We start from the raw sequence: 20303 nt of genomic DNA, 5'->3' as shown, positions 1-20303 counted from the left end.
GGGCACCTTTCGCCGTTTCGCCCGATTCTGGCGCGTAACTTTCTGTTTATGTGCTTCCGACGGATTTCCGCCCGATGCGTATTGCCACCTGGAACGTGAACTCCATCCGCCAGCGCCTCGACAGCCTGCAGGCCTGGCTCAAGGAACGGGCACCCGACATCGTCTGCCTGCAGGAGATCAAGTGCCAGGACGATGCCTTCCCCCGCGAGCCGCTGGAAGCCCTCGGCTACAATGTCGCAGTCCACGGCCAGAAGACATTCAACGGCGTCGCCCTGTTATCCAAATTACCCTTCGACGAGGTGGCACCTGGCCTGATCGGCGACGAGGCCGACGTCCAGGCCCGTTTCCTGGAGGCGCTGGTCTCCACCAAAGCCGGCGTGGTCCGGGTGGTGAGTCTGTACTTGCCGAACGGCAACCCCGCCCCCGGCGACAAATACGATTACAAGTTGCGCTGGATGGACCGGCTCCACGCCTTTGCAGCCGACCGGCTCAAACTGGAAGAGCCGCTGGTGCTCGCCGGTGACTACAACGTTATTCCGCAGCCGGTCGACGCCAAACGTCCCGAAGTGTGGGTCAACGACGCGCTCTTCCTGCCGCAGACGCGCGAGCGCTTTCGCGCGCTGACCAATCTCGGCTTCACCGACGCGATCCGCGCTGTGACAGACGACAGCGGCGTCTACAGCTTCTGGGATTATCAGGCCGGCGCCTGGCAGAAGAACGAGGGCATTCGCATCGACCACCTGCTGTTGTCACCGCAGGCGGCCGACAAGCTCACCGATGCCGGTATCGACAAGCACGTGCGCTCCTGGGACAAGCCGTCGGATCACGTGCCGGTGTGGGCCGATCTGAATATCGAACGCTAGACTCGCTCAGGCATAGGAGACCCAGCCGCGCCATGTGAACGCTGCATAGAACGGCGTCACATCGGTAAAGCCACCGGCCGACAGCATGGCCGCGTCTTCTTCCGGGCTGAAAAGGCACTGGAAGCGAGCGATCACATCTTCGATCCCCGCACGCATTTTATCGCCATCGGCGCCGTCATGTCCGGAAGCAACCGCGAAGTTCGCATAGCGCGACAACCACAGCGCCCGATCCCGTTCGCCTTGCGGAAACGAGAAATGCGCCGCGACAAAAGGCGCCGCCGGCTTCAGGCGTCGATGAATTTCGCCGATGGTGCGGATGCGCTCGTCGCGGCCGAGAAAGTGCAGCGTCAGCAGACACACGGCCGCATCGAAGGGCCCTTGCGGTGCATCGTCGATCAGGCCTTCGATCAGGGTCACGCGCTCACCCAGTGGGCCGAGGGTTCGCCGGGCGAGCTTGAGCATTTCAGCAGCCGGATCGACGCCAACGAACGTCCAACCAGGGTTCGCTTCCGCCAATGCTTTCAGTTCGAGCCCGCCGCCGGCACCGACCACGAGAACGCGACCGTCATTCGGCGTGCGCTCCGCCAGTAGGATCGATGTCATGCGATGCAGATCCGCCAGGCCCGGCACGAAGCGAACCGGCCCCTCGGCGTAGCGAGCAACCTTCTCAGGGTCGAAGAACGACGCCAGCATGGGATTTGTTGCGTCAATAGCGTCAAGAGCCATGCGCTGTCTCCATGTCGTAATGACCAGCGCGCGACTTCATGCGCGCACGAAAATCCGCGCTAAGCGTGCCGAGCCGCACGTCGCCGAGCCGCTTAAGCAGCAGCGCTTCGGCATCGCGAAACGCACTTCCGAGCGCCGCGTTGACTGCTTTTTCGACCAGACATCCCGGCGTCTCGGCGCGATTACCGATCGCCAGCAACGACGGCTCACCGAGCGCGTCATAGACCTGACGAAGCGTGATCTCCTGCCAACCCGGCGCCAGGGTCCATCCGCCGCCATGGCCCTTCTCGGCTCGCACATATCCCTGCTCGCGCAGTCCCGACATCACGCGGCGCACCACCACCGGATTGGTGTCCATGGCTTTGGCGAGCGTCGCCGATGTGGCCGGACCGTCCTGCTCCGCCATGTGCAGCAGAACGTGAAGCACGCCCGATAGACGGCTGTCCTTTTTCATGTAACTTCATTTATTGCTTGATTGGCCAGACGTCAAGACCGGCGCGGGTTGCGCCAAGCCGGTTCGACGTTTTCTAGAAAAAGCCGCTTTGCCGCCGCGACAAGCTACTCGCGCCGCGTTTCCATCCAGCGCTTGAGATAGACCAGCGCCAGTGCGCGCTCGTCCTCGATCGACTGCTGGTAGGCGCCGTCGTAAAGCTGGGCGACCCAGGTTTCATCCGGGCCGGACCGACAGGCATCGCGCGCCAGCGTCAGCCACATCAGGCCACGCGCCGCCTGCCGCGGCACATGATCGCCGGCAAACAGCATCGCCCCGAGCATGGCCTGCGCCTGGCACTGGCCCTTTTGCGCAGCCAAGCCGAACCAGCGCGCCGCGGTGCGCGGATCGTGCGGTGCACCGGTGCCGTTGAGGTAGAGCCGCGCCAGATAATACTGGGCCTCGGCGTCGCGGAAATACGACGCGGCATAATCGAACATCTGCCGCGCCCGCTCCGGCTCGGCCTTGATCTTGTTCGGGATGCCCTCGAGATAATAGTGGCCGAGCGCGACGAAGGCCGAAGCAACAAAGCGCGACTGCGCACCGTTCGGATTATCGTCGGCATGGTTGGCGGCGATCGAACGGAAATACTCGAAAGCCTTGAGATCGTCCTGCGCGACGCCGTCGCCCGCCTGATACATACGGCCGAGCTTCCACTGCGCCGCCGCATGGCCGCGCTCGGCGGCATATTCGAGCGAGTTCACCGCCTTCTGCTTGTCGCCGCTCTTGAGCCACTTGGCGCCGGAGCGGAAAGCCTCGTCCATCGACTTCAACGCCGGCGGGCCGCCCGCGACGATGTCGTCGGACTTGCTACCGTCGAGCGCGAGCGCGGGGCAGGCCAAGACTAGAGGGGCCATCACCGCGAGGATCAGGCCAGCGCCCAGCGTTGCCAAACGCAAAGTTGCGTCAGCTATCCGCATAGCACTCCTTCTCCCCCGCCCCGCCTGGATGGGTCACGGCACCATCGACGGCCGGACCGACCTGTTGCGCATATTTCCAGAGATAGCCGGAGCCGAAATGAGTCTCGCGCGGCTTCCAGTCTTTCTTGCGGACGGCGAGTTCGTCGTCCGACACCTTCACATCGATGGTGCCGTTGACGGCGTCGATGGTGATGATGTCGCCGTCCTTGACCAGCGCGATCGGACCGCCGACCGCCGCTTCAGGTCCGACATGGCCGATGCAGAAACCGCGCGTCGCGCCGGAGAAACGGCCATCGGTGATCAGGGCCACCTTGCCGCCCATGCCCTGGCCATAGAGCGCCGCTGTGGTCGACAGCATCTCGCGCATACCCGGGCCGCCACGCGGACCTTCGTAGCGGATGACGAGAACTTCGCCTTCCTTGTAGGTCTTGTTCTTGACGGCCTCGAAGCAGGCTTCCTCGCCGTCGAAGCACCGCGCCGGGCCGGTGAACTTGAGTTCGCTCATGCCGGCAACCTTCACGATCGCGCCTTCGGGAGCGAGGTTGCCCTTGAGGCCGACGACGCCGCCGGTGACCGTGATCGGCTTGTCCGCCGGACGCACGACGTCCTGGTTCGGATTCCACTTCACCGACTTCAGGTTCTCGGCAATGGTACGCCCGGTCACAGTCATGCAGTCGCCGTGGAGGTAACCGTTGTCGAGAAGCGTCTTCATCAACAACGGGATGCCGCCAACTTCGAACATGTCTTTGGCGACATAACGGCCACCCGGTTTCAAATCCGCGATATATGGTGTCTTTTTGAAGATTTCGGCGACATCAAAAAGCGTGAATTCGATACCGCATTCATGCGCGATGGCCGGCAGATGCAGCGCAGCATTGGTCGAACCACCGCTGGCGGCGACCACCGCGGCAGCGTTCTCCAGCGCCTTGCGCGTGACGATGTCGCGCGGCCGCAGATTGAGCTGCAGCAGTTCCATGATCTTTTCGCCGGCCAAGGTGCAGAACTTGTCGCGCATCTCGTAAGGCGCCGGCGCGCCGGCCGAGTAAGGCAGCGCGAGGCCGATGGCTTCCGACACCGTCGCCATGGTGTTGGCGGTGAACTGGGCGCCGCAGGCGCCCGCCGACGGACAGGCGACCTGCTCCATTCCGTCGAGGTCTTCGTCAGACAGTGCGCCGACCGAGTTCTTGCCGACGGCCTCGAACATGTCCTGCACGGTGATCGGCTGGCCCTTCCAGGTTCCGGGCAGGATCGAGCCGCCATAGATGAAGATCGAGGGCACGTTCATGCGCACCATCGCCATCATCATGCCGGGCAGCGATTTGTCGCAGCCCGCGAGGCCGATCAGCGCGTCATAGCCATGGCCGCGCATGGTCAGCTCGACAGAGTCGGCGATCAGGTCGCGCGATGGAAGTGAAGCGTACATCCCGGCATGGCCCATGGCGATGCCGTCGGTCACGGTGATGGTGCAGAATTCGCGCGGCGTACCGCCGGCGGAGGCGACGCCCTTCTTGGCGGCCTGGGCCTGGCGCATGAGCGAAATGTTGCAGGGCGCGGCTTCGTTCCAGCAGGAGGCCACGCCGACGAACGGCTGGTGGATCTGCTCCTTGGTCAGACCCATCGCGTAATAGTACGAGCGATGCGGCGCCCGGGCCGGACCTTCGGTCACATGCCTGGAGGGAAGTCGCGATTTGATGTTGGTCTTGGCGTCCATCGTACTTTTTGGGCCCCCGCCCCATTTCAGCGCCGCCAGTTCATTCCCGGCCGGCTTTGTCGACACTCGCGAAGGCCTCCGATTCCGGCCCCGGCGTCCCAAAAAAGGGCACCGGGCAAACGCGAAATCCAGAACTCCTGCAACGGTTTGCGCCGCAACCTGGAAAGCCTTCGATGTGATTGAAGGGTATGGCCAAATCGCGGCGTGGCGAGCCATCATTGGCCGCCGGAGCTTGATTGTTCCTTAAGTGTTGCAGGCCGGACACAGAAACTGCTGCCGTCGGCCGGCATGAGAGACGAATGCCCCCTCGCCTGACCCGCCGCTTCTTCGACCGTTCCGTGCATGAGGTTGCGCCCGAACTGATCGGCGCCACCCTCATGGTGAACGGCGCCGGCGGCGTAATCGTGGAAGTTGAGGCCTATCACCACACCGACCCGGCGGCGCACAGCTACCGCGGTCAGACGCCGCGCAACGCCGTGATGTTCGGCCCGCCCGGCTTTGCTTACGTCTACAGGTCGTACGGCATCCACTGGTGCCTGAACTTTGTCTGCGAGGCGGAGGGCTCGGCCAGCGCCATCCTGATCCGGGCGATCGAACCGACCGAGGGGCTGGCCGCCATGCGCCGGCGGCGCAAGCTGCCCGAGCCGCGCGACCTGTGCTCGGGTCCCGGCAAGCTCTGCGAGGCGCTCGGCGTGACGATCAAGCACAACGGCCTGCCGCTCGACCAGGCGCCGTTCGAACTGCGGGCGCGGGTGGCCGAACCGGAGATTGTGGTCGGGCCACGGATCGGCATCACCAAGGCGGTCGAGCACCCGTGGCGCTATGGGCTCAAGGGGTCGAAATTCCTGAGCAAGCCGTTCCGGTAATCAAAAGCCGTTCGTCCCCGCGAAAGCGGGGACCCAGCCTGTTCAACGCGCTGGAAAGAACTGGGCCCCCGCTTTCGCGGGGGCGAACGGAAAATACGGCTTGGGTTAGCGATTACGCCGCGCCCTTGAGCCGCTCGATGGCCTCCGCGATCTTGGCCTTGCGGGCGAGCGCTTCCTCGCGCTTGGCCCGTTCTTCCTCGACCACTTCCGGTTCGGCGCGCTCGACGAACTTCGGATTGCCAAGCTTCTTCTCGACGCGGTCGATATCGTCCTCGGCCTTCTTCATTTCCTTGGCGAGGCGCGCGCGCTCGGCGGCGATGTCGATAACGCCGACCAAAGGCAGCGCGACTAGATCGCCGCGCACGACGAGCTGCGCCGAGCCCTGCGGCGGCGTCGCCGCCGCCGAGATTTCCGACACGCGGGCGAGCCGCTTGATGAACTCGGCCCAACGCTCGGCACGCGCCTGCGTCTCGGCTGGCACGCCGGCCAGCACCAGCGGGATGTTGACGTTGATGTTCATCTCGGCCCGGATCGAGCGGATCGCGGTGATGAGGTCGATCACCCAGCCGATTTCGGCTTCGGCCTTGTCGTCGGTGAGACCCTCGAGCTTCGACCACGGCGCCAGCGCCAAGAGCGTCTCGCGCTTCGGCCCCTGCTCCGCCGTCACCCGCCACAGCTCTTCGGTGATGAAGGGCATGAACGGATGGAGCATCTTGATGATTTCATCGAGCGCCCAGGCGGCCATGGCGCGGGTCTCGTCCTTGGCCGGGCCGTCGACGCCGGTCAGCAGCGGCTTCGACAGTTCGACATACCAGTCGCAATAGACATTCCAGACGAAGCGATAGGCCGCGTTGGCGGCTTCGGCGAATTTATACTCGCCGAGCGCGGCTGTGACTTCTTCAAGCGCCTTCTGCGTCTCGTGCGCGATCCAGCGGTTGAGCACTTCCTTGGCGCTCTTCGGATCGAAGCCGGCGACGCGCGCCGCGCCATTGAATTCCACGAACCGCGCCGCGTTCCACAGCTTGGTCGCGAAGTTGCGATTGTTCTCGACGTCCTGCGGCCCGAGGCGAATGTCGTGCGACGGCGCGACGGCGCGCATCAGCGTGAAGCGCAGCGCGTCCGCGCCGAACTCGTCGATAAGCCCCAGCGGATCGACCACATTGCCCTTGGACTTCGACATCTTGGCGCCGGAGGCATCGCGCACCAGGCGGTGGATATAGACATCCTTGAACGGGATTTCCGGCGCGCCCTTCTCATCCTTCATGAAGTGCATGCCCATCATCATCATGCGGGCGACCCAGAAGAAGATGATGTCGAAGCCGGTGACCAATGTGTTGGTCGGATAGAAACGCGTGAGTTCACGTGTCTCGTCCGGCCAGCCAAGTGTCGAGAAAGGCCAGAGTGCGGACGAGAACCACGTGTCGAGAACGTCTTCGTCGCGCTTGAGCACGGCCTTCTGGCCATAGTGCTTGTCGGCCTCGGCCTGCGCTTCGGCTTCGGCCTCGGCGACGAACACCTTGCCGTCCGGCCCGTACCACGCCGGAATCTGGTGGCCCCACCAGAGTTGGCGCGAGATACACCAGGGCTGGATGTTTTCCATCCAGTTGAAATAGGTCGCTTCCCAGTTCTTCGGCACAAAGGTGGTGCGACCGTCACGCACCGCCGCGATGGCCGGCTTCGCCAGTTCGGCTGCGTTGACGTACCACTGGTCGGTCAGGAACGGCTCGATGACGACGTTCGAGCGGTCGCCATGCGGCACGCTCAATCCATGGGGCTCGATCTTCTCGACCAAACCCGCCTCTTCTAGACGAGCGACGATCTGTTTGCGCGCGACGAAACGATCGACGCCTTCAAGCTCAGCAGTCTGTGCGAATGCAGGATTGCCACGCGCCTCGTTGAAGGCCGCATCGCTAAAGGTGATTTTCGCTTCAATCGTCAGCACATTGATCTGCGCCAGATTGTGCCGCTTGCCGACCTCGAAGTCGTTGAAGTCGTGCGCCGGCGTGATCTTCACCGCGCCCGAGCCTTTCTCAGGGTCGGAATATTCGTCGGCGAGAATCGGGATCTTGCGGCCGACCAGCGGCAGGATGACATTCTTGCCGACCAGCGCCTTGTAGCGCTCGTCATCCGGATGCACGGCGACGCCGGAGTCGCCCAGCATCGTTTCGGGCCGCGTCGTCGCGACGACGATGTAGGTCGATGGGTCTTCCGGGTTGAAGGTCTTGCCCTCGAGCGGATAGCGCAGATGCCACAGCGAGCCCTTGGTCTCGACCGGCACGACTTCCAGATCGGAAATCGCGGTGAGCAGCTTGGGGTCCCAGTTGACCAGCCGCTTGTCCTTGTAGATCAGCCCTTCGCGATAAAGCTCGACGAACACCTTGAGCACGGCCTTGGACAGGCCCTCGTCCATGGTGAAGCGCTCGCGCGACCAGTCGCACGAGGCGCCGAGGCGCTTGAGCTGGTTGACGATGGTGCCGCCGCTCTCAGCCTTCCACGCCCACACTTTTTCGAGGAACTTGTCGCGGCCGATGTCGCGGCGCGACGGCTCCTGCCGTTCCATCATCTGGCGCTCGACCACCATCTGCGTCGCGATGCCGGCGTGATCTGTGCCCGGCTGCCACAGCACGTCCTTGCCGCGCATGCGCTCGAATCGGCACAGCACGTCCTGCAACGTGTTGTTGAGCGCGTGGCCCATATGCAGCGAGCCGGTCACGTTCGGCGGCGGGATGACGATGGCGTAGGTCTCGGCGCCGGCGCGCTCGGGCCGGCCGGCCCTGAAGGCGCCCGCCTCTTCCCACGCCGCGGAAATGCGGCCTTCGACGTCGGACGGCTGATAAGTCTTGTCGATCATGCGTTTTTAGGGGTCGGAATTCGTTTCGTGCGGTGCGATTGGGCGGCTACAAAGCCTGCCACGCCACCGGGTGTCAACTTTGACCGACCGTCCTTCGCCTGCCGCCCCGCCATCGGCCGGCAGCGCCACCACCGCCATCGTCCTGCTCGCCACCGCGTCCTTCGCGGCACAGGCCATGGTGCGCTCGACCGACTCGCTGCTGCCGCAGATCGCCGCCGATCTCGACGCCACGGTCGGCGCTACCTCCATGATCGTGACCTTGTACCTGCTGGCGCACGGCTCGGTGCAGCTCATCATCGGCCCGATCGGCGACCGCTACGGTAAATACCTGTGCGTGACTTTGGCCGCCGGATTCGCAGCGCTGATGGTGGTGGCCTGCGGGCTCGCCACCAGCCTGCCGGCTCTGGTCGCGGCGCGGCTCGCCTGTGGGGTCGCCACCGGCTGGATCATTCCGTTGTCGCTGGCCTTCATCGGGGATGTCATTCCCGTGGCGCGACGCCAGCAGGTGCTCGGCTCGTTCCTGTCCGGGCAGATCCTCGGCCAGATGTTCGGCCAGGCGGCGAGCGGCGTGCTCGGCGACTATTTCGGCTGGCGCAACGTGTTCTTCATCCTCGCCGCGCTGCTGGCCATATCGACCGCCTGCCTGGTGTTCGAACTGATCCGCAATCCGCTGACGCGCGAACATAGTAGTTCGGGCAAAGGCGGCCCCGGCTTCGTCGAGGGCTACTGGATCGTTCTGAGTTCGCCCTGGGCGCGACGCGTGATTTTCGCCGCCTTCGTCGAAAGCGCCGCCATGTTCGGCGCGCTGACCTATGTCGGCGCCTATCTGCACAGCCGCTTCGATGTCTCGTTCACTTTGGTCGGGCTGTTCGTCGCCGCCTTCGCGATCGGCGGACTTGTCTACAGCCTGTCGGTGCGCGCGCTGGTGCCGCGGCTCGGCCAGATCGGCCTGTCGCGGACCGGCGGTTTCCTGCTGTGCGGTTCGTTCCTGCTGCTGGCGCTGACGCCGTTCTACGGCCTCGCGCCGCTCGCCACCGCCGGCATCGGCCTCGGTTTCTACATGCTGCACAACACGCTGCAGATGAACGCCACGCAGATGGCGCCGCAGGCGCGCGGCACGGCCGTCGCGATCTTTTCGTCCGCGCTGTATCTCGGCCAGACCGCAGGCGTCGCGGTGTTCGCGCTGATCTACGACCGCTTCACCGCAGTGCCGGCTTTCGTCGTCGCGGCAGCGCTGCTGCTGTGGCTTGGATTATGGATTTCGCGGCACCTCAGGCGCCGCGCCGCGCAAGGTCTGTAAGGCAGAAACTAGCGCCCGCCGCGCGAGACGCGCTCGATCTCGGCGCGCACGATGCGCTCGACCAGGCCCGGCAGGTTGTCATCGAGCCAGCCCTTGAGCATCGGCCGCAGCATTTCCTTGACCAGGTCTTCCAGCGTGCGGGCATTGTTGCCGAGCACGGTATTGGCCAGCGAACTGAAGGCGTGATCGACCGCCGCCTGCGTCGCATTCGACATCAGGCCTCGATCCAGCATCGGCGGCGAGGCCGGCATGCGAGGCGCCGCCGGGGGCGGCTCGGAGTTGCCTTCGGCGAACACGATGTCGGAGGCCGCGTCGATGGTGCGGAAGCCGGGCGACGGAGCCGGCGCCGCCATTGCTTCCGTCAGATCGAGGACATCGGCAGCCGGCGGTGCGACCGGCTTCGGCGGCGGCGCGGCGACAACGGGCGCCACATCCACGCTCGCCAGCATCGCGTCGATGTCGGCCTGATTGTTGGTAACCTCGGGCGGCTTCGGCGGCGGTGGGGGCGCGGGCGGCGGCGGTGCCGGCTTGGCCACGACCGGCGGCGGAACGGGCTCGGGCCTCGGCGGCGGTGGCGCCGCAGCGGCCGGCTTGGCCTTCCCGGTGTCTTCGTCGGCAATGATGCGCCGGATGGAGGCGAGGATTTCCTCCATCGAAGGCTCTTGAGCCTTGGCCGGTTGATTCATTCGTTATCCCCGAACGCCGTCACCACAGACGACACGCTGCCACCCCGTGCCGCCACGAGACGCGGCGGCGAATCGGCATACAACTTAGTTTATACGATAGGGGAGCCGCAGGCGGCAGCCGGAAAAGGCCGGCAGGTCAATGAGCTGTGGACTGAACGCCACTTCGCGGCGCAATGTTCCGTTCGGCGCGAGGTTCGTCAGCGGCCGTCCGGCGTGCGCACACCGGCCCAGCTGTCGCGCACCTGCTCGTAATGGACCTTCGGATTATAGGTGGGCGCGCGCAGGCCGAGCACCTGGGCCGACAAACGGCCTACCGCCGCCAGCAATGAATACGACGCCACGACGCGGTCGCGCTGCGCCGTTACCAGCGAAGCGCGCGCGTTCACCAGCGTCTGCTGGGCGTTGAGAACGTCAAGCGTGGTGCGCTGACCGACGCGCGCTTCCTCGCGCACGCCATTGAGCGCGATTTCCGACGACTGCACCTGCGCCGTCGTCGCCTCGATATTGCCCTTCGCCGCTTCGAGCTGGCCCCAGGACTGCACAATGGTCTGGCGCACCTGCTCGCGCGCGGTGTCCAACTCGATGCGACGCTGTCCGAGCGTTTCCTTGGACTGGCGAATGAGCGAGTATTCCGAGCCGCCCTGATAAACGGGGATGGTCAAGGTTCCGAGCACCGACGCGTTGTAGGCTTCCATCGTCGTCAGCGTCGAGGTCGACAGATAGTTCTTGGTGAAGTTGCCCTGCAAGCCGACGGTTGGGTACAGCGCGCCTTCGGCGACCTTCACCGCCTGCAGCGCGGTGTCGATGTTGAACTGCGCGGCGGTGATCGACGGGTGAATCGCACTGCCGGTCGAAATCGCTGTGGCGAGCGACGTCGGCGAGTAGCGATCGACGGGAGATGCCGCGGCCAACTTGCCGGGATCGACACCGATCACCTGACGATAAACGGCAACCGACGTCTTGTAGTTCGACTCGGCCGTCAGCACCGCCGAGCGGCCCGCGGCAAGACTGGATTCCGACTGCGCCACGTCGGTACGGGTGACTTCGCCGACATTGAATCGATCGCGCGTCTGCCGCAGTTGCTCCTGCAGCACTTCGACGTTGCGGCGCTGCAGGTCGAGGAGCGCCGTGTCGCGCAACAGATTCATGTAGGCGGTGGCAGCGTTAAGCAGTGTGCTCTGCTCGGTCGCTCGCAGATTTTCGCGCGCGGCCAGAACCTGGGCTTCCGCCTGACGCGTGCGGTTGGCGGTCTGGAAGCCGTTGAACAAAGTCTGCGTAATCGTGGCACCGACCGAGACCGGCGAATTGTAGCCGCTCAGAGTCGAATAGGTGGCCGGATTGGTCGAGGTCGACTTCGTCGTCGTGCTCGCGGATTGCTCGCCGGCGGTCGCGGTGATTGACACGCGCGGACGGTAGCCGGACAGCGCCTGCGGCACGTTTTCGTCGGTGGCGCGCACCAGCGCGCGCTGCGCGTTGAGGGTTGGGTTGTTGACATAGGTCTGTGTCAGCGCCGCTTCCAGCGTATCGGCAAGCGCAGGCAGCGCGCCAATAGCCGGCAGCACCGCCAGGGCCGCGCCTACAGACCAACCAATCGAAAGACGACCGCGCATTCCCAGACCCAAATTGTTTGATCCCACCCGTCACGACTCAGGGTGTAATATTTGCCAGATTCAACCTACTTTGCCCGTCGCCGCAACGATTCGTCCCAGCGCCTTCGGCCAAGTGCAGGAACAATAGGCACTGCAACAATCTGAGAAAACCCCCGGTCCATCTCGTCCCGGCGGATTACCGCACGGTTGGGGCATTTTCGCCACGCTTCTGTAGCGCCTTGGAATTAAAAGGCGAATTCGGCCGCCTTGGCGAACCCGGGCAGCAGAGCGGCACTGGCATCGAAGAACGGCCGGCCACCGAGTTCTGCACCGCTGCGGCGATAGACCATGGCGGCACCGGCGGGCGCGGCTCCCATCACGCAAACGAGTCGACCGCCTTCTTTGAGGTGGGCGCGGAAGGCGTCGGGAAGCGTCTCGACGGCGCCTTCGACCAGAATGGCATCGTAAGGCGCTGCGCCGGCATATCCGTTCGCAAGCGGTCCGGTGACGACCTTCACATTGGCAACGCCGGACAGGGCGTCTTTCGCGATGCGGGCGAGCCCCTCGTCCTGCTCCAGCGCGACCACCTCACCGGCCATGCGGGCGATGAGCGCGGCAGAGTAGCCGGTGGCCGCGCCGACGATCAGAACCTTGTCGGTGGATTCGATTTCGAGCGCCTGGATGAGCTTGGCCAGCACCATCGGCTTCATCAGGCAGCGCGTCGCCGCGCCCGCAGCGCCAAGGCCCAGATCGAGATCAAGATAAGCCAGCGCCCTGGACTGCGCGGGCACGAACGTCTCCCGTGGGACCTCAAGCATCGCGGTGGTGATGCGCAGATCGGTGACATCGGCGGGACGAATCTGGCCATCGACCATGTGACGGCGCGCGCTGGCGAAATCGGTCATCGCAAACCTCGATGCACGGCCATTCGCGCAACATGAGCGCGCCGGCCGAAGTAGCGGCTTTGTGCGGCAAGGTCGGTCAAAAGGCAAGCCGACCAGAACCGTCATACGGGCGTTGTCGACCGCGTTATCGTCCTGTATAGGCTCGGACCTTCGAGGCGCGCACCCTCACCGGTACGCGCTTCCGGATGGCCTCGTGGCGGAGTGGTTACGCAGAGGACTGCAAATCCTTGCACCCCGGTTCGATTCCGGGCGAGGCCTCCAACAACCTGACCTTCGGTCATGAATGTTGTTCCGGCTTGCAAATCGGGGCGGCTTTGTTATAGCCCCACCCTGTCAGGCGGAAACGCCCTGTTCCCGAGTAGCTCAGCGGTAGAGCATTCGACTGTTAATCGAATGGTCGCTGGTTCGATCCCAGCCTCGGGAGCCACTTTTTCAATAAAATCAACGCATTGGACGCGTCCGCTCAAGCGGCGTGTCAATCCGGCGCACCGAACAGGATGCGCAGGCGCGGCTTGAGGCCTTTGGCGCGACGGACCCGTCCGACCATATCGGCCCAAACTCCGAACAACACCCGGACCGGATTCGCACCCGGCGCGGCATGGACCAGGCCATAGCGCAGAGGTTCGTGACGGGGCGGCTCGGCGAAGGTGCCGCACAGCCGGTCGAACACGATCAGCACGCCACCGAAATTCCGATCAAGGCAGCCCTCGTTTGAGGCGTGGTGGACCTGATGATGCCGCGGCGTGTTCAGCACCCATTCGAGCGGTCCGAGATGCGGCGCCCGGGCAAGGTGCAGGAAGAACTGGTAGAGCAGCCCGAGGCCCAGCATGCCGAACACGGCCGCGGGCGAAAAACCGAGCGCGATCGGCGGCAGATAGAACAGGAAGCCGCCGGTGAGGTGCCCTCCCCAGCCTAGCCGCACCGCCGCGCTCAGATTGAGCCGCGTCGGCGAGTGATGCACCGAATGCGTCGCCCAGAACCAGCGCACCTTGTGCATGGCGACGTGATGCACGTAGTAGCAGAAGTCGACCACGACAAAGAGCGCGATCCAGGCCCAGGCATTGTCGAGCCTGATATCGAACAAGCGAAGCTGATAGACGGCCATCGCCGGGATCAACACCGCGCCGGCGGTGATGAAGCCGACCATCTTTCCGCCGACGGCGATGAACAGCGACACCGCCGTCTCGCGCGCGTCGTGATGGTCGAGATGATTGACCTTGTGAAACAGATACTCGACGAGCATCAATCCTGCCGCGAGAAGCGGCAGGATCAGTTTGCTATGCGGCCCCAGTTCGGAGAGCGCATTCATCGCCGCTCACTTCGCGCTCGACTTCGCCGCCTGCGCCTGCTGAAGGGCGCTCTTGCAGGCCGGCGAAACCTGATCGGGCTTGGCGGCGAGACATTGTACGATGCGTCCCTCGCCCGGTTTGACGCCGGCGCAAAGCTTGCGGACATCGCCGCCGCAAGCCTGCCGCAGGGCTTCGGGAGGCATCGACTGGGCCGCGGCCGGCGGCACGAGTGCCGCGAACGCTATCGTCAAAGCCGCAGCCGCAGTGCTGGCGAGCGTTACATCACGAGCAAGTTTTACCATGTACAGATCCTTTCTTGACCATAGGGACGAGTGACCCACCAGCAGCGGCGCGGCGGTGGAGGCGGTGGCGGGACGTAATAAACATACGGCCCGTAGTAATACGGCGCGCGATTACGCACGCAGACGCCGTAAGGCCCGCGATGCCAGCCAACGCCGCAGCCGCCGGCGACAGTGATGACATCGGACTGAGATGCGACCGGCTTCGTAACCGGCAAGGTGACTGGCATGGCGCTCGCGGCGGACATCAGGAGACCCGCGACGGGCGCCGAGAGGACAAGCGATTTGAGCATCGTTCGTCATCCTTCGTTGCTGTGATGGAGAAATGCGCGGCCGCGCCGGCTTGGTTGGGGGACCCGGAGCGGCCGCGCCGTCACGGTCAGTAAACGATGCGATATCCGTAGTGGGGACCGTACGGATAAGACACGACACGACCGCTTCTCGTCACCGAGCCGCCATTGGGGCCGGTGGTCGTCTGGCTGTAGCGATAGCGATGCGGACCAGTGCGCGTCGCACTGCCCGATTGAGTGACGGTCTTGCCGTTCGGTCCGGTGACGGAACGGGTCCGCGTACAGGTGCCGCCGGCGCAAGACCCGGACGCATGTCCGGTGTAGGTGCCGCGCGCGGTGGTAACGCTGCCGCTGCGGGTCCAGGCGCTCGCCTCGGTCACCGCGGCGACGCTCAAGGTCGCCGCGACGATCCCGGAAACCAATATCAACTTCATCTTTTGTCCTCCTTCGATCGGCCGCCGGTTCGCCCGGCCGCGTCATCTGGAGAGGACATTGCGCGCGGCGCTTTGCCCGAAGATTTCAGGAAAGGCCTATCTTGTAACGTTTTGTAACCCCGGCAACCGCCCTCTTGCCGCCCGGCGCCGGCCCCATAAAGTGCCGCCCATGACCGGCCAGACCATCATGATCGTCGAAGACGACCGCGAGATCCGCTCGCTGCTCGCCGATTTTCTCGACCGCGAGGGCTATGTCCCGATCTGCGCCGAGGACGGCGTGGCGATGGATCGTGCGCTCGCCGCGCAACGTCCCGATCTCGTCGTGCTCGACATCATGCTCCCCGGCGAGGACGGCCTGTCGATCTGCCGCCGGCTGCGGGCGAAGGGCGATCTCCCGATCCTCATGCTGACCGCCAAGTCCGACGACATCGACCGCATCGTCGGCCTCGAACTCGGCGCCGACGACTATCTGCCCAAGCCGTTCAATCCGCGCGAATTGCTCGCGCGAATCCGCGCCGTGCTTCGCCGGACCGACCGTCCGGCCGCGACCGCGCCGCCGTCGCGCCGCGTCACCTTCGACAGGTTCATTGCGGACCTCGATGCCCGTAGCCTCGCCTTCGACGGCACGGCAATCGACCTCACGGCCGCCGAGTTCGAACTGCTGGCCTGCTTCCTCGAACGGCCCAAGCGTGTTCTCTCGCGCGACCAGTTGCTCGACTGGACGCGCGGCCGCAGCGCCGATCCGTTCGACCGCACCATCGACGTCTCGATCAGCCGGCTGCGCCGCAAATTGAGCGGCGCCGATGACAAGGCGGCGACGATCATCAAGACCGTGCGCAACGGCGGCTATCTGTTCACCTCCGACGTCGCGCCGGTCTGACGGCGGAACATCATGGGCCGCATTCGCATCGCCAGCCGTCTCGTCCTCATCATCGTCGGCGCCATCGTTCTGGTGCAGCTCCTGATGGCGGGCGTGTTCATCGCCGAGTACCGGCGCAATGCCGGCCAGTTCTCGGAGACCCCGCTCCTCGCCCAGATCGCGGCGCTGACTCAGGCGCTCGAACGCGTGCCCGCGCCGGAACGTGGCCTGGTCCTGCGCGCCGTCAGCAACGCCCGTTTCTCTGCCGAGATCCATGCCCAGCCGCCGGCGGATTTCGACCGCAGCGCGCTGCTGTCGGACCGCGAACAGCGCCTGAAGACGCTGATCGGGCCGCCGGACAATCGCCTCGTGGCACTGTCGCTGGTGACCAATTCGGACCGCGGCGGCCAGAAGGTCACCCGATTACGCGACCTTGTCGGCGCGCGCGTGCGCGCCATCGTCGGGCTGACGGACGGCAGCGTGCTTGAGGTCGAAGCCGGCGGCGAAATGACATTGCGCGTGCTGGGCATTCCGGCTGGCCTGCTCGCCAGCATCTTCGGTTTCGTGGTGGCGCTGATCGCCATCATCGCGGTGCGGCGCGAAACAAAGCCGCTGTCCGAACTGACCGATGCGGTGTCGCGTTTCGGCACCGCCATCGAGCCGCAACCCGTCACGGAGCGCGGCGCGCCCGACCTGCGCAGCCTGACACGCGCCGTCAACGCCATGCAAGTTCGCATCGCCGATTTGGTGCGCAACCGCACCATCGTGCTCGGCGCGATCAGTCACGACCTGCGCACCTACGTGACGCGGCTGCGGCTGCGCCTCGAACTGCTTCCGGACAGCGAGCAGCGCCGCAAGGCCGAGACCGATCTCGATGACATGCAGGCACTGATGGACGATGCCCTTGCTTTTGCGCGCGCGTCCTTCGCCGGCGCCCCGCCCGAGCCGGTCGACCTTGCCGCCATTGTCCGGCGCGAATGCGACACGCTGCGCGCGCAAGGACGGCCCGTGAGCCTTAGCGATGACACCGGACCAATCCAGGTGCGCGGCAGCGCCGCCGGATTGGCCCGCGTCGTCGCCAATCTGGTCAACAATGCCGTGGCCTATGGCGGCGGCGCCGAGGTGTCGTTAGAGGCAGGGCCGCAGGACGTCGCTTTGTGGGTCGAGGATCGCGGTCCGGGCATTCCCGCGGCGGAACGCGAGCGCGTGTTCGAGCCGTTCTACCGGCTGGAAGCCTCGCGCAACCGCGACAAGGGCGGTGCGGGCCTTGGCCTCACCATCGTCAAGCAGATCGTGGAAAGCCTTGGCGGCACTGCCGCGATCGAGGATCGTCCCGGCGGCGGCACCCGTGTCACCGTCACCCTGCCGCGCGTCGACAAGTGAACGTGCGGTGACGGATAGCGTTTGATTGCAAACGAATTTGTCCGGCGTCGCAACGGCTGACGTTTTGTGCAAAGGTCCGCCGCCTCGTAACCGACAGCCACTCTCACGCGTGAAATCTTGATGACAATCACTTCGCTTCCGACACAAGCGGTCAGCGCCCTGACCACCGACCTTTACGAACTCAATATGGTCCAGGCCTACCTGGACAAAAGCGAGACCGGCGAAGCCGTGTTCGAGTTCTTCGTGCGGCGGCTGCCGGCGCGGCGCGGCTTTCTGCTCGCGGCCGGGCTTGAGGACGCGCTCGACTACATCGAAACTTTGCGTTTCACGCCGCAGGACATCGACTGGCTCAAGGGCACCGGACGTTTCCGCGACAACTTCCTCGATTATCTGAAGGTCTTCCGCTTCACCGGCGACGTCCATGCCATCCCGGAAGGATCGGTGTGTTTCCCGAATGAGCCGCTAATCCGCATCACCGCGCCGCTGCCGCAGGCGCAGATCGTGGAATCGCGGCTCATCAACATCCTGCATTTCCAGACTTTGATCGCCTCCAAGGCGGCGCGCATGGTGCTGGCCGCACCGGGCAAGATGCTGTCCGACTTCGGCCTGCGCACCGCGCATGGCGCCGAGGCGGGCCTGTATTCGGCACGCGCCAGTTATATCGCCGGCTTTGCCGGCGCCGCCAACGTGGTGGCGGGTCAGCGCTACGGCCTCCCGGTGATGGGCACCATGGCGCATTCCTATATCCAGGTGCATGACGACGAACTGTCGGCGTTCGAGACCTTCGCACGGGCGCGGCCGAACGACGTCATCTTCCTCATCGACACCTACGACACCGAGGCCGGCGCGCGTAAAGTCGTCGAACTGGCGCCACGGCTCAAGGCCGATGGCACTGTCATTCGGGGCGTGCGTATCGATTCCGGCGATCTCATCGCCTCGGCGCGCAAGGTGCGCGGCATTCTCGATGAAGGCGGGTTGAAGGATGTCATCATCTTGGTCAGCGGCGGCATCAATGAGGATGTTCTGCAGGGCATGATGAAGGAGCGCGCGCCGATCGACGGCTTCGGCATTGGCGTCAATCTCGATGCCTCGATCGACGCGCCGTCGCTCGACTGCGCCTACAAGCTGCAGGAATATAAGGGCACGCCGAAGCGCAAATTGTCCGAAGGCAAGCAGACTTGGCCCGGCCGCAAGCAGGTGTGGCGCTCTTACGGCGCCGACGGCCGCATGAACGGCGACGTGCTGTCGGTCGAGACCGATACGCAAGCAGGCGAGCCGCTGATCGAACAGGTCATGCGCGGCGGCAAACGTCTTGGGTCCGCCCCGACGCTGGCGCAAATCCGCGAGCGCGCCGCGCGCGATCTTGCCCGCCTGCCCGAACCGCTGCGGCAATTGCAGCCGGGTGCGGATTATCCCGTGAAGGTATCGGACAGACTCGTCGCGCTGGCGAAGGAAGCGGATGAGAGGACGAAGAGCTCGTCATAAACTCCGTTCGCTCCCGCGCAAGCGGGAGCCCAGTTCATGCCTGAAGATGGGTCCCCGCCTTCGCGGGGACGAACGGTTTGGCGAGGTTGTCGCTAAGCCGCCGCCCTGCCCCACAATTCCTGCGTTGCCAGCCTTGCACCCACCACCAGCGCTTCGAGCTTTGCCCACATCACGCTCGGGTGGACGCGGCGGTAGAACGGGCCCTGGGCGAAGCCGCAATCGGTGCCGCCGATGACATTCTCCCGCCCGACGAGATGCGCCAGCCGCACGATGCGCTCGGCCACCAGTTCGGGATGCTCGACCACATTGGTGGCGTGGCTGATGACGCCGGGAATGAGCACGCGGCCGTCGAGCTTGGCGTTCTTCCAGACCTTCCATTCGTGCTCGTGGCGCGGGTTGGCGCCCTCGATGACAAAGGCACCGACCTTGGCCTTGAGGATGATGTCGACGATGTCCTTCAGCGGCACGTCCGACACATGCGGGCCCGGCCACGAGCCCCAGCAGACGTGATAGCGGATCTGCTCCTGCGGCAGGCCCTTGACCGCCTCATTCATGATCTCGATCTGCTTTTCCAGCCAGCGCTTGTAATCGTCGAAAGTGCCAGGGGGCACCATGCGATCATAGGTAACGGCGGAGCGCGCATCGTCGAGCTGGACGACGAGGCCGGCGTCGATGATCGCCTTGTATTCGGTGCGCATGGCAGCGGCGATCGCGGCCTGCAATTCCTCGTCGGTCTTGTAGAACTCGTTCTTGCGATCCGGGATGACGCTGGCCGGCGCAGCGACCGGCAGAAAGCCTTCCGCGACGTTCACCTTGCCAAGCGCAGCCTTGAAGTTGGCAATGTCGCGCTGCAGCTCGCCAAGGCCGCTATAGGAGATCGGGCCGGTGCAGATGGCCTCGGTCGTCGTCGACACCGCCTCCTTGGCGTCGAGCTCGGCGTAGAACTCGGCGAAGCGCGTGCGGTCGGCGCCGCGCTTGAACGGATTGGCCTTGTCTTCCTTGATCGGACGCCGCTCGAAGCCCGACAGGCGAGTCAGCGCGTATTGCGCCCAGGAGATCGACTTGCCGAATTCGCCGTCGCTCGGCACGTCGATGCCGGTGTCGGCCTGCTGCTTCACGACCGCGGCGACGCTGTCGGTGAGGCACTTTTGGTAAGCCGTCTCGTCATAGGACTTGCCGCCCTGCACCGCGCGCAGGAACTCCTGCAGATCGGGCGGCCTGATCAGACTGCCGACATGGGTGGTGAGAATGCGGTCGGTGCTGCGCTTCATGGAACGTTGCCTGCCCTTATGACTCATCATTGAGGACAAGGCTATGCGGCGTCGCGCGACGAATTGCAACGGTGGGCAGAGGCGTC

At 64.8% G+C, this 20303-nt stretch carries 19 protein-coding genes and 2 tRNA genes; 8 read left to right on the top strand and 13 right to left on the bottom strand.

Translation table 11 applies throughout. From position 1 onward, the window contains the following. Positions 1-74: 74 nt before the first annotated feature. Entirely contained in the window at positions 75-863 is a 789-nt protein-coding gene (xth, locus tag E8Q40_RS10790; RefSeq protein WP_137044507.1) for an exodeoxyribonuclease III, read from the top strand. A 6-nt stretch (positions 864-869) separates the two neighbouring features. On the opposite strand, the gene E8Q40_RS10785 is transcribed toward xth, so the two are convergent. From E8Q40_RS10785 to ilvD, 4 genes are all read right to left on the bottom strand, one after another. After that, complete coding sequence (locus E8Q40_RS10785; protein WP_370455242.1) at positions 870-1556, bottom strand: class I SAM-dependent methyltransferase; 687 nt, start codon at positions 1554-1556, stop codon at positions 870-872. 22 nt (positions 1557-1578) lie between these two features. Continuing rightward, on the bottom strand, positions 1579-2043 hold the full coding sequence (locus E8Q40_RS10780) for an Rrf2 family transcriptional regulator (protein WP_137044504.1): 465 nt from the start codon (positions 2041-2043) through the stop codon (positions 1579-1581). A gap of 104 nt (positions 2044-2147) precedes the next feature. Continuing rightward, positions 2148-2999 (bottom strand): tetratricopeptide repeat protein, encoded by an 852-nt coding sequence (locus E8Q40_RS10775; RefSeq protein ID WP_246663070.1) that lies wholly within the window; start codon positions 2997-2999, stop codon positions 2148-2150. Continuing rightward, entirely contained in the window at positions 2986-4710 is a 1725-nt protein-coding gene (ilvD, locus tag E8Q40_RS10770) for a dihydroxy-acid dehydratase (RefSeq protein ID WP_137044502.1), read from the bottom strand. Before ilvD ends, E8Q40_RS10775 begins: the two co-directional genes overlap by 14 nt. Before the next feature lie 299 nt (positions 4711-5009). Here ilvD and E8Q40_RS10765 point away from each other — a divergent pair, with 299 nt between their 5' ends. Further along, positions 5010-5576 carry a DNA-3-methyladenine glycosylase gene (locus E8Q40_RS10765; RefSeq protein ID WP_137044500.1) on the top strand — a complete coding sequence of 189 codons (567 nt, stop codon included), beginning with the start codon at positions 5010-5012 and terminating at the stop codon, positions 5574-5576. A gap of 112 nt (positions 5577-5688) precedes the next feature. Here the strand turns inward: E8Q40_RS10765 and E8Q40_RS10760 are convergent, their stop codons facing one another. After that, the gene (locus E8Q40_RS10760) at positions 5689-8427 is read right to left on the bottom strand and encodes a valine--tRNA ligase (protein WP_137044498.1); all 2739 of its coding nucleotides are present in this window, start codon (positions 8425-8427) and stop codon (positions 5689-5691) included. A 79-nt stretch (positions 8428-8506) separates the two neighbouring features. On the opposite strand from E8Q40_RS10760, the gene E8Q40_RS10755 reads away from it, so the two are divergent. After that, positions 8507-9727 (top strand): MFS transporter, encoded by a 1221-nt coding sequence (locus tag E8Q40_RS10755; RefSeq protein WP_137044496.1) that lies wholly within the window; start codon positions 8507-8509, stop codon positions 9725-9727. An 8-nt stretch (positions 9728-9735) separates the two neighbouring features. Here E8Q40_RS10755 and E8Q40_RS10750 read toward each other — a convergent pair whose 3' ends face one another. The 3 genes from E8Q40_RS10750 to E8Q40_RS10740 form a co-directional block, all read right to left on the bottom strand. Then, entirely contained in the window at positions 9736-10413 is a 678-nt protein-coding gene (locus tag E8Q40_RS10750) for a PopZ family protein (RefSeq protein ID WP_137044494.1), read from the bottom strand. 197 nt (positions 10414-10610) lie between these two features. Then, positions 10611-12023, bottom strand: a complete 1413-nt coding sequence (locus E8Q40_RS10745; RefSeq protein ID WP_137044493.1) for a TolC family outer membrane protein — start codon at positions 12021-12023, stop codon at positions 10611-10613. A 224-nt stretch (positions 12024-12247) separates the two neighbouring features. Continuing rightward, the gene (locus E8Q40_RS10740) at positions 12248-12907 is read right to left on the bottom strand and encodes a protein-L-isoaspartate O-methyltransferase (RefSeq protein WP_137044491.1); all 660 of its coding nucleotides are present in this window, start codon (positions 12905-12907) and stop codon (positions 12248-12250) included. A gap of 187 nt (positions 12908-13094) precedes the next feature. On the opposite strand from E8Q40_RS10740, the gene E8Q40_RS10735 reads away from it, so the two are divergent. Together E8Q40_RS10735 and E8Q40_RS10730 are read left to right on the top strand one after the other, a co-directional pair. Further along, positions 13095-13168 (top strand) — tRNA-Cys (locus E8Q40_RS10735). 91 nt (positions 13169-13259) lie between these two features. Then, positions 13260-13334, top strand: a tRNA-Asn gene (locus E8Q40_RS10730). A gap of 48 nt (positions 13335-13382) precedes the next feature. On the opposite strand, the gene E8Q40_RS10725 is transcribed toward E8Q40_RS10730, so the two are convergent. The 4 genes from E8Q40_RS10725 to E8Q40_RS10710 form a co-directional block, all read right to left on the bottom strand. Next, the gene (locus E8Q40_RS10725; protein WP_137044489.1) at positions 13383-14216 is read right to left on the bottom strand and encodes a sterol desaturase family protein; all 834 of its coding nucleotides are present in this window, start codon (positions 14214-14216) and stop codon (positions 13383-13385) included. A 6-nt stretch (positions 14217-14222) separates the two neighbouring features. Beyond that, positions 14223-14498, bottom strand: coding sequence for a cysteine rich repeat-containing protein (locus E8Q40_RS10720; RefSeq protein ID WP_137044488.1), 276 nt, complete (start codon positions 14496-14498; stop codon positions 14223-14225). After that, positions 14492-14725: a GCG_CRPN prefix-to-repeats domain-containing protein gene (locus E8Q40_RS22420; RefSeq protein WP_370455255.1), complete on the bottom strand. Its 234-nt coding sequence runs from the start codon at positions 14723-14725 to the stop codon at positions 14492-14494. Before E8Q40_RS22420 ends, E8Q40_RS10720 begins: the two co-directional genes overlap by 7 nt. Positions 14726-14874: 149 nt before the next feature. Next, positions 14875-15219, bottom strand: coding sequence for a hypothetical protein (locus E8Q40_RS10710; protein WP_137044484.1), 345 nt, complete (start codon positions 15217-15219; stop codon positions 14875-14877). A 169-nt stretch (positions 15220-15388) separates the two neighbouring features. Here E8Q40_RS10710 and E8Q40_RS10705 point away from each other — a divergent pair, with 169 nt between their 5' ends. The 3 genes from E8Q40_RS10705 to E8Q40_RS10695 all read left to right on the top strand — a co-directional run bounded on the left by E8Q40_RS10705 (position 15389) and on the right by E8Q40_RS10695 (position 18946). Further along, entirely contained in the window at positions 15389-16099 is a 711-nt protein-coding gene (locus E8Q40_RS10705) for a response regulator (RefSeq protein WP_137044483.1), read from the top strand. Positions 16100-16111: 12 nt separating this feature from the next. Then, positions 16112-17461, top strand: coding sequence for a cell wall metabolism sensor histidine kinase WalK (locus tag E8Q40_RS10700; RefSeq protein WP_137044481.1), 1350 nt, complete (start codon positions 16112-16114; stop codon positions 17459-17461). Positions 17462-17581: 120 nt separating this feature from the next. Next, positions 17582-18946 (top strand): nicotinate phosphoribosyltransferase, encoded by a 1365-nt coding sequence (locus E8Q40_RS10695; RefSeq protein ID WP_137044479.1) that lies wholly within the window; start codon positions 17582-17584, stop codon positions 18944-18946. A 92-nt stretch (positions 18947-19038) separates the two neighbouring features. Here the strand turns inward: E8Q40_RS10695 and E8Q40_RS10690 are convergent, their stop codons facing one another. After that, complete coding sequence (locus E8Q40_RS10690) at positions 19039-20217, bottom strand: cobalamin-independent methionine synthase II family protein (protein ID WP_137044478.1); 1179 nt, start codon at positions 20215-20217, stop codon at positions 19039-19041. Positions 20218-20303: the final 86 nt, after the last annotated feature.

Origin of the sequence: Pseudolabrys sp. FHR47 (assembly GCF_005153485.1) — a bacterium.
In the GTDB taxonomy this organism is placed as follows: domain Bacteria; phylum Pseudomonadota; class Alphaproteobacteria; order Rhizobiales; family Xanthobacteraceae; genus Pseudolabrys.
Note: the sequence above shows the minus strand (reverse complement) of the source record. Positions and strands in the feature narration are given on the sequence as shown.

What these genes read in the sequence shown, in the direction of transcription:
- xth (WP_137044507.1), top strand. Translation starts at nt 75, where the DNA reads ATGCGTATTGCCACCTGGAACGTGAACTCCATCCGCCAGCGCCTCGAC.
- E8Q40_RS10785 (WP_370455242.1), bottom strand. Translation starts at nt 1,556, where the DNA reads ATGCTGGCGTCGTTCTTCGACCCTGAGAAGGTTGCTCGCTACGCCGAG.
- E8Q40_RS10780 (WP_137044504.1), bottom strand. Translation starts at nt 2,043, where the DNA reads ATGAAAAAGGACAGCCGTCTATCGGGCGTGCTTCACGTTCTGCTGCAC.
- E8Q40_RS10775 (WP_246663070.1), bottom strand. Translation starts at nt 2,999, where the DNA reads ATGCGGATAGCTGACGCAACTTTGCGTTTGGCAACGCTGGGCGCTGGC.
- ilvD (WP_137044502.1), bottom strand. Translation starts at nt 4,710, where the DNA reads ATGGACGCCAAGACCAACATCAAATCGCGACTTCCCTCCAGGCATGTG.
- E8Q40_RS10765 (WP_137044500.1), top strand. Translation starts at nt 5,010, where the DNA reads ATGCCCCCTCGCCTGACCCGCCGCTTCTTCGACCGTTCCGTGCATGAG.
- E8Q40_RS10760 (WP_137044498.1), bottom strand. Translation starts at nt 8,427, where the DNA reads ATGATCGACAAGACTTATCAGCCGTCCGACGTCGAAGGCCGCATTTCC.
- E8Q40_RS10750 (WP_137044494.1), bottom strand. Translation starts at nt 10,413, where the DNA reads ATGAATCAACCGGCCAAGGCTCAAGAGCCTTCGATGGAGGAAATCCTC.
- E8Q40_RS10745 (WP_137044493.1), bottom strand. Translation starts at nt 12,023, where the DNA reads ATGCGCGGTCGTCTTTCGATTGGTTGGTCTGTAGGCGCGGCCCTGGCG.
- E8Q40_RS10740 (WP_137044491.1), bottom strand. Translation starts at nt 12,907, where the DNA reads ATGACCGATTTCGCCAGCGCGCGCCGTCACATGGTCGATGGCCAGATT.
- E8Q40_RS10725 (WP_137044489.1), bottom strand. Translation starts at nt 14,216, where the DNA reads ATGAATGCGCTCTCCGAACTGGGGCCGCATAGCAAACTGATCCTGCCG.
- E8Q40_RS10720 (WP_137044488.1), bottom strand. Translation starts at nt 14,498, where the DNA reads ATGGTAAAACTTGCTCGTGATGTAACGCTCGCCAGCACTGCGGCTGCG.
- E8Q40_RS22420 (WP_370455255.1), bottom strand. Translation starts at nt 14,725, where the DNA reads ATGCCAGTCACCTTGCCGGTTACGAAGCCGGTCGCATCTCAGTCCGAT.
- E8Q40_RS10710 (WP_137044484.1), bottom strand. Translation starts at nt 15,219, where the DNA reads ATGAAGTTGATATTGGTTTCCGGGATCGTCGCGGCGACCTTGAGCGTC.
- E8Q40_RS10705 (WP_137044483.1), top strand. Translation starts at nt 15,389, where the DNA reads ATGACCGGCCAGACCATCATGATCGTCGAAGACGACCGCGAGATCCGC.
- E8Q40_RS10700 (WP_137044481.1), top strand. Translation starts at nt 16,112, where the DNA reads ATGGGCCGCATTCGCATCGCCAGCCGTCTCGTCCTCATCATCGTCGGC.
- E8Q40_RS10695 (WP_137044479.1), top strand. Translation starts at nt 17,582, where the DNA reads ATGACAATCACTTCGCTTCCGACACAAGCGGTCAGCGCCCTGACCACC.
- E8Q40_RS10690 (WP_137044478.1), bottom strand. Translation starts at nt 20,217, where the DNA reads ATGAAGCGCAGCACCGACCGCATTCTCACCACCCATGTCGGCAGTCTG.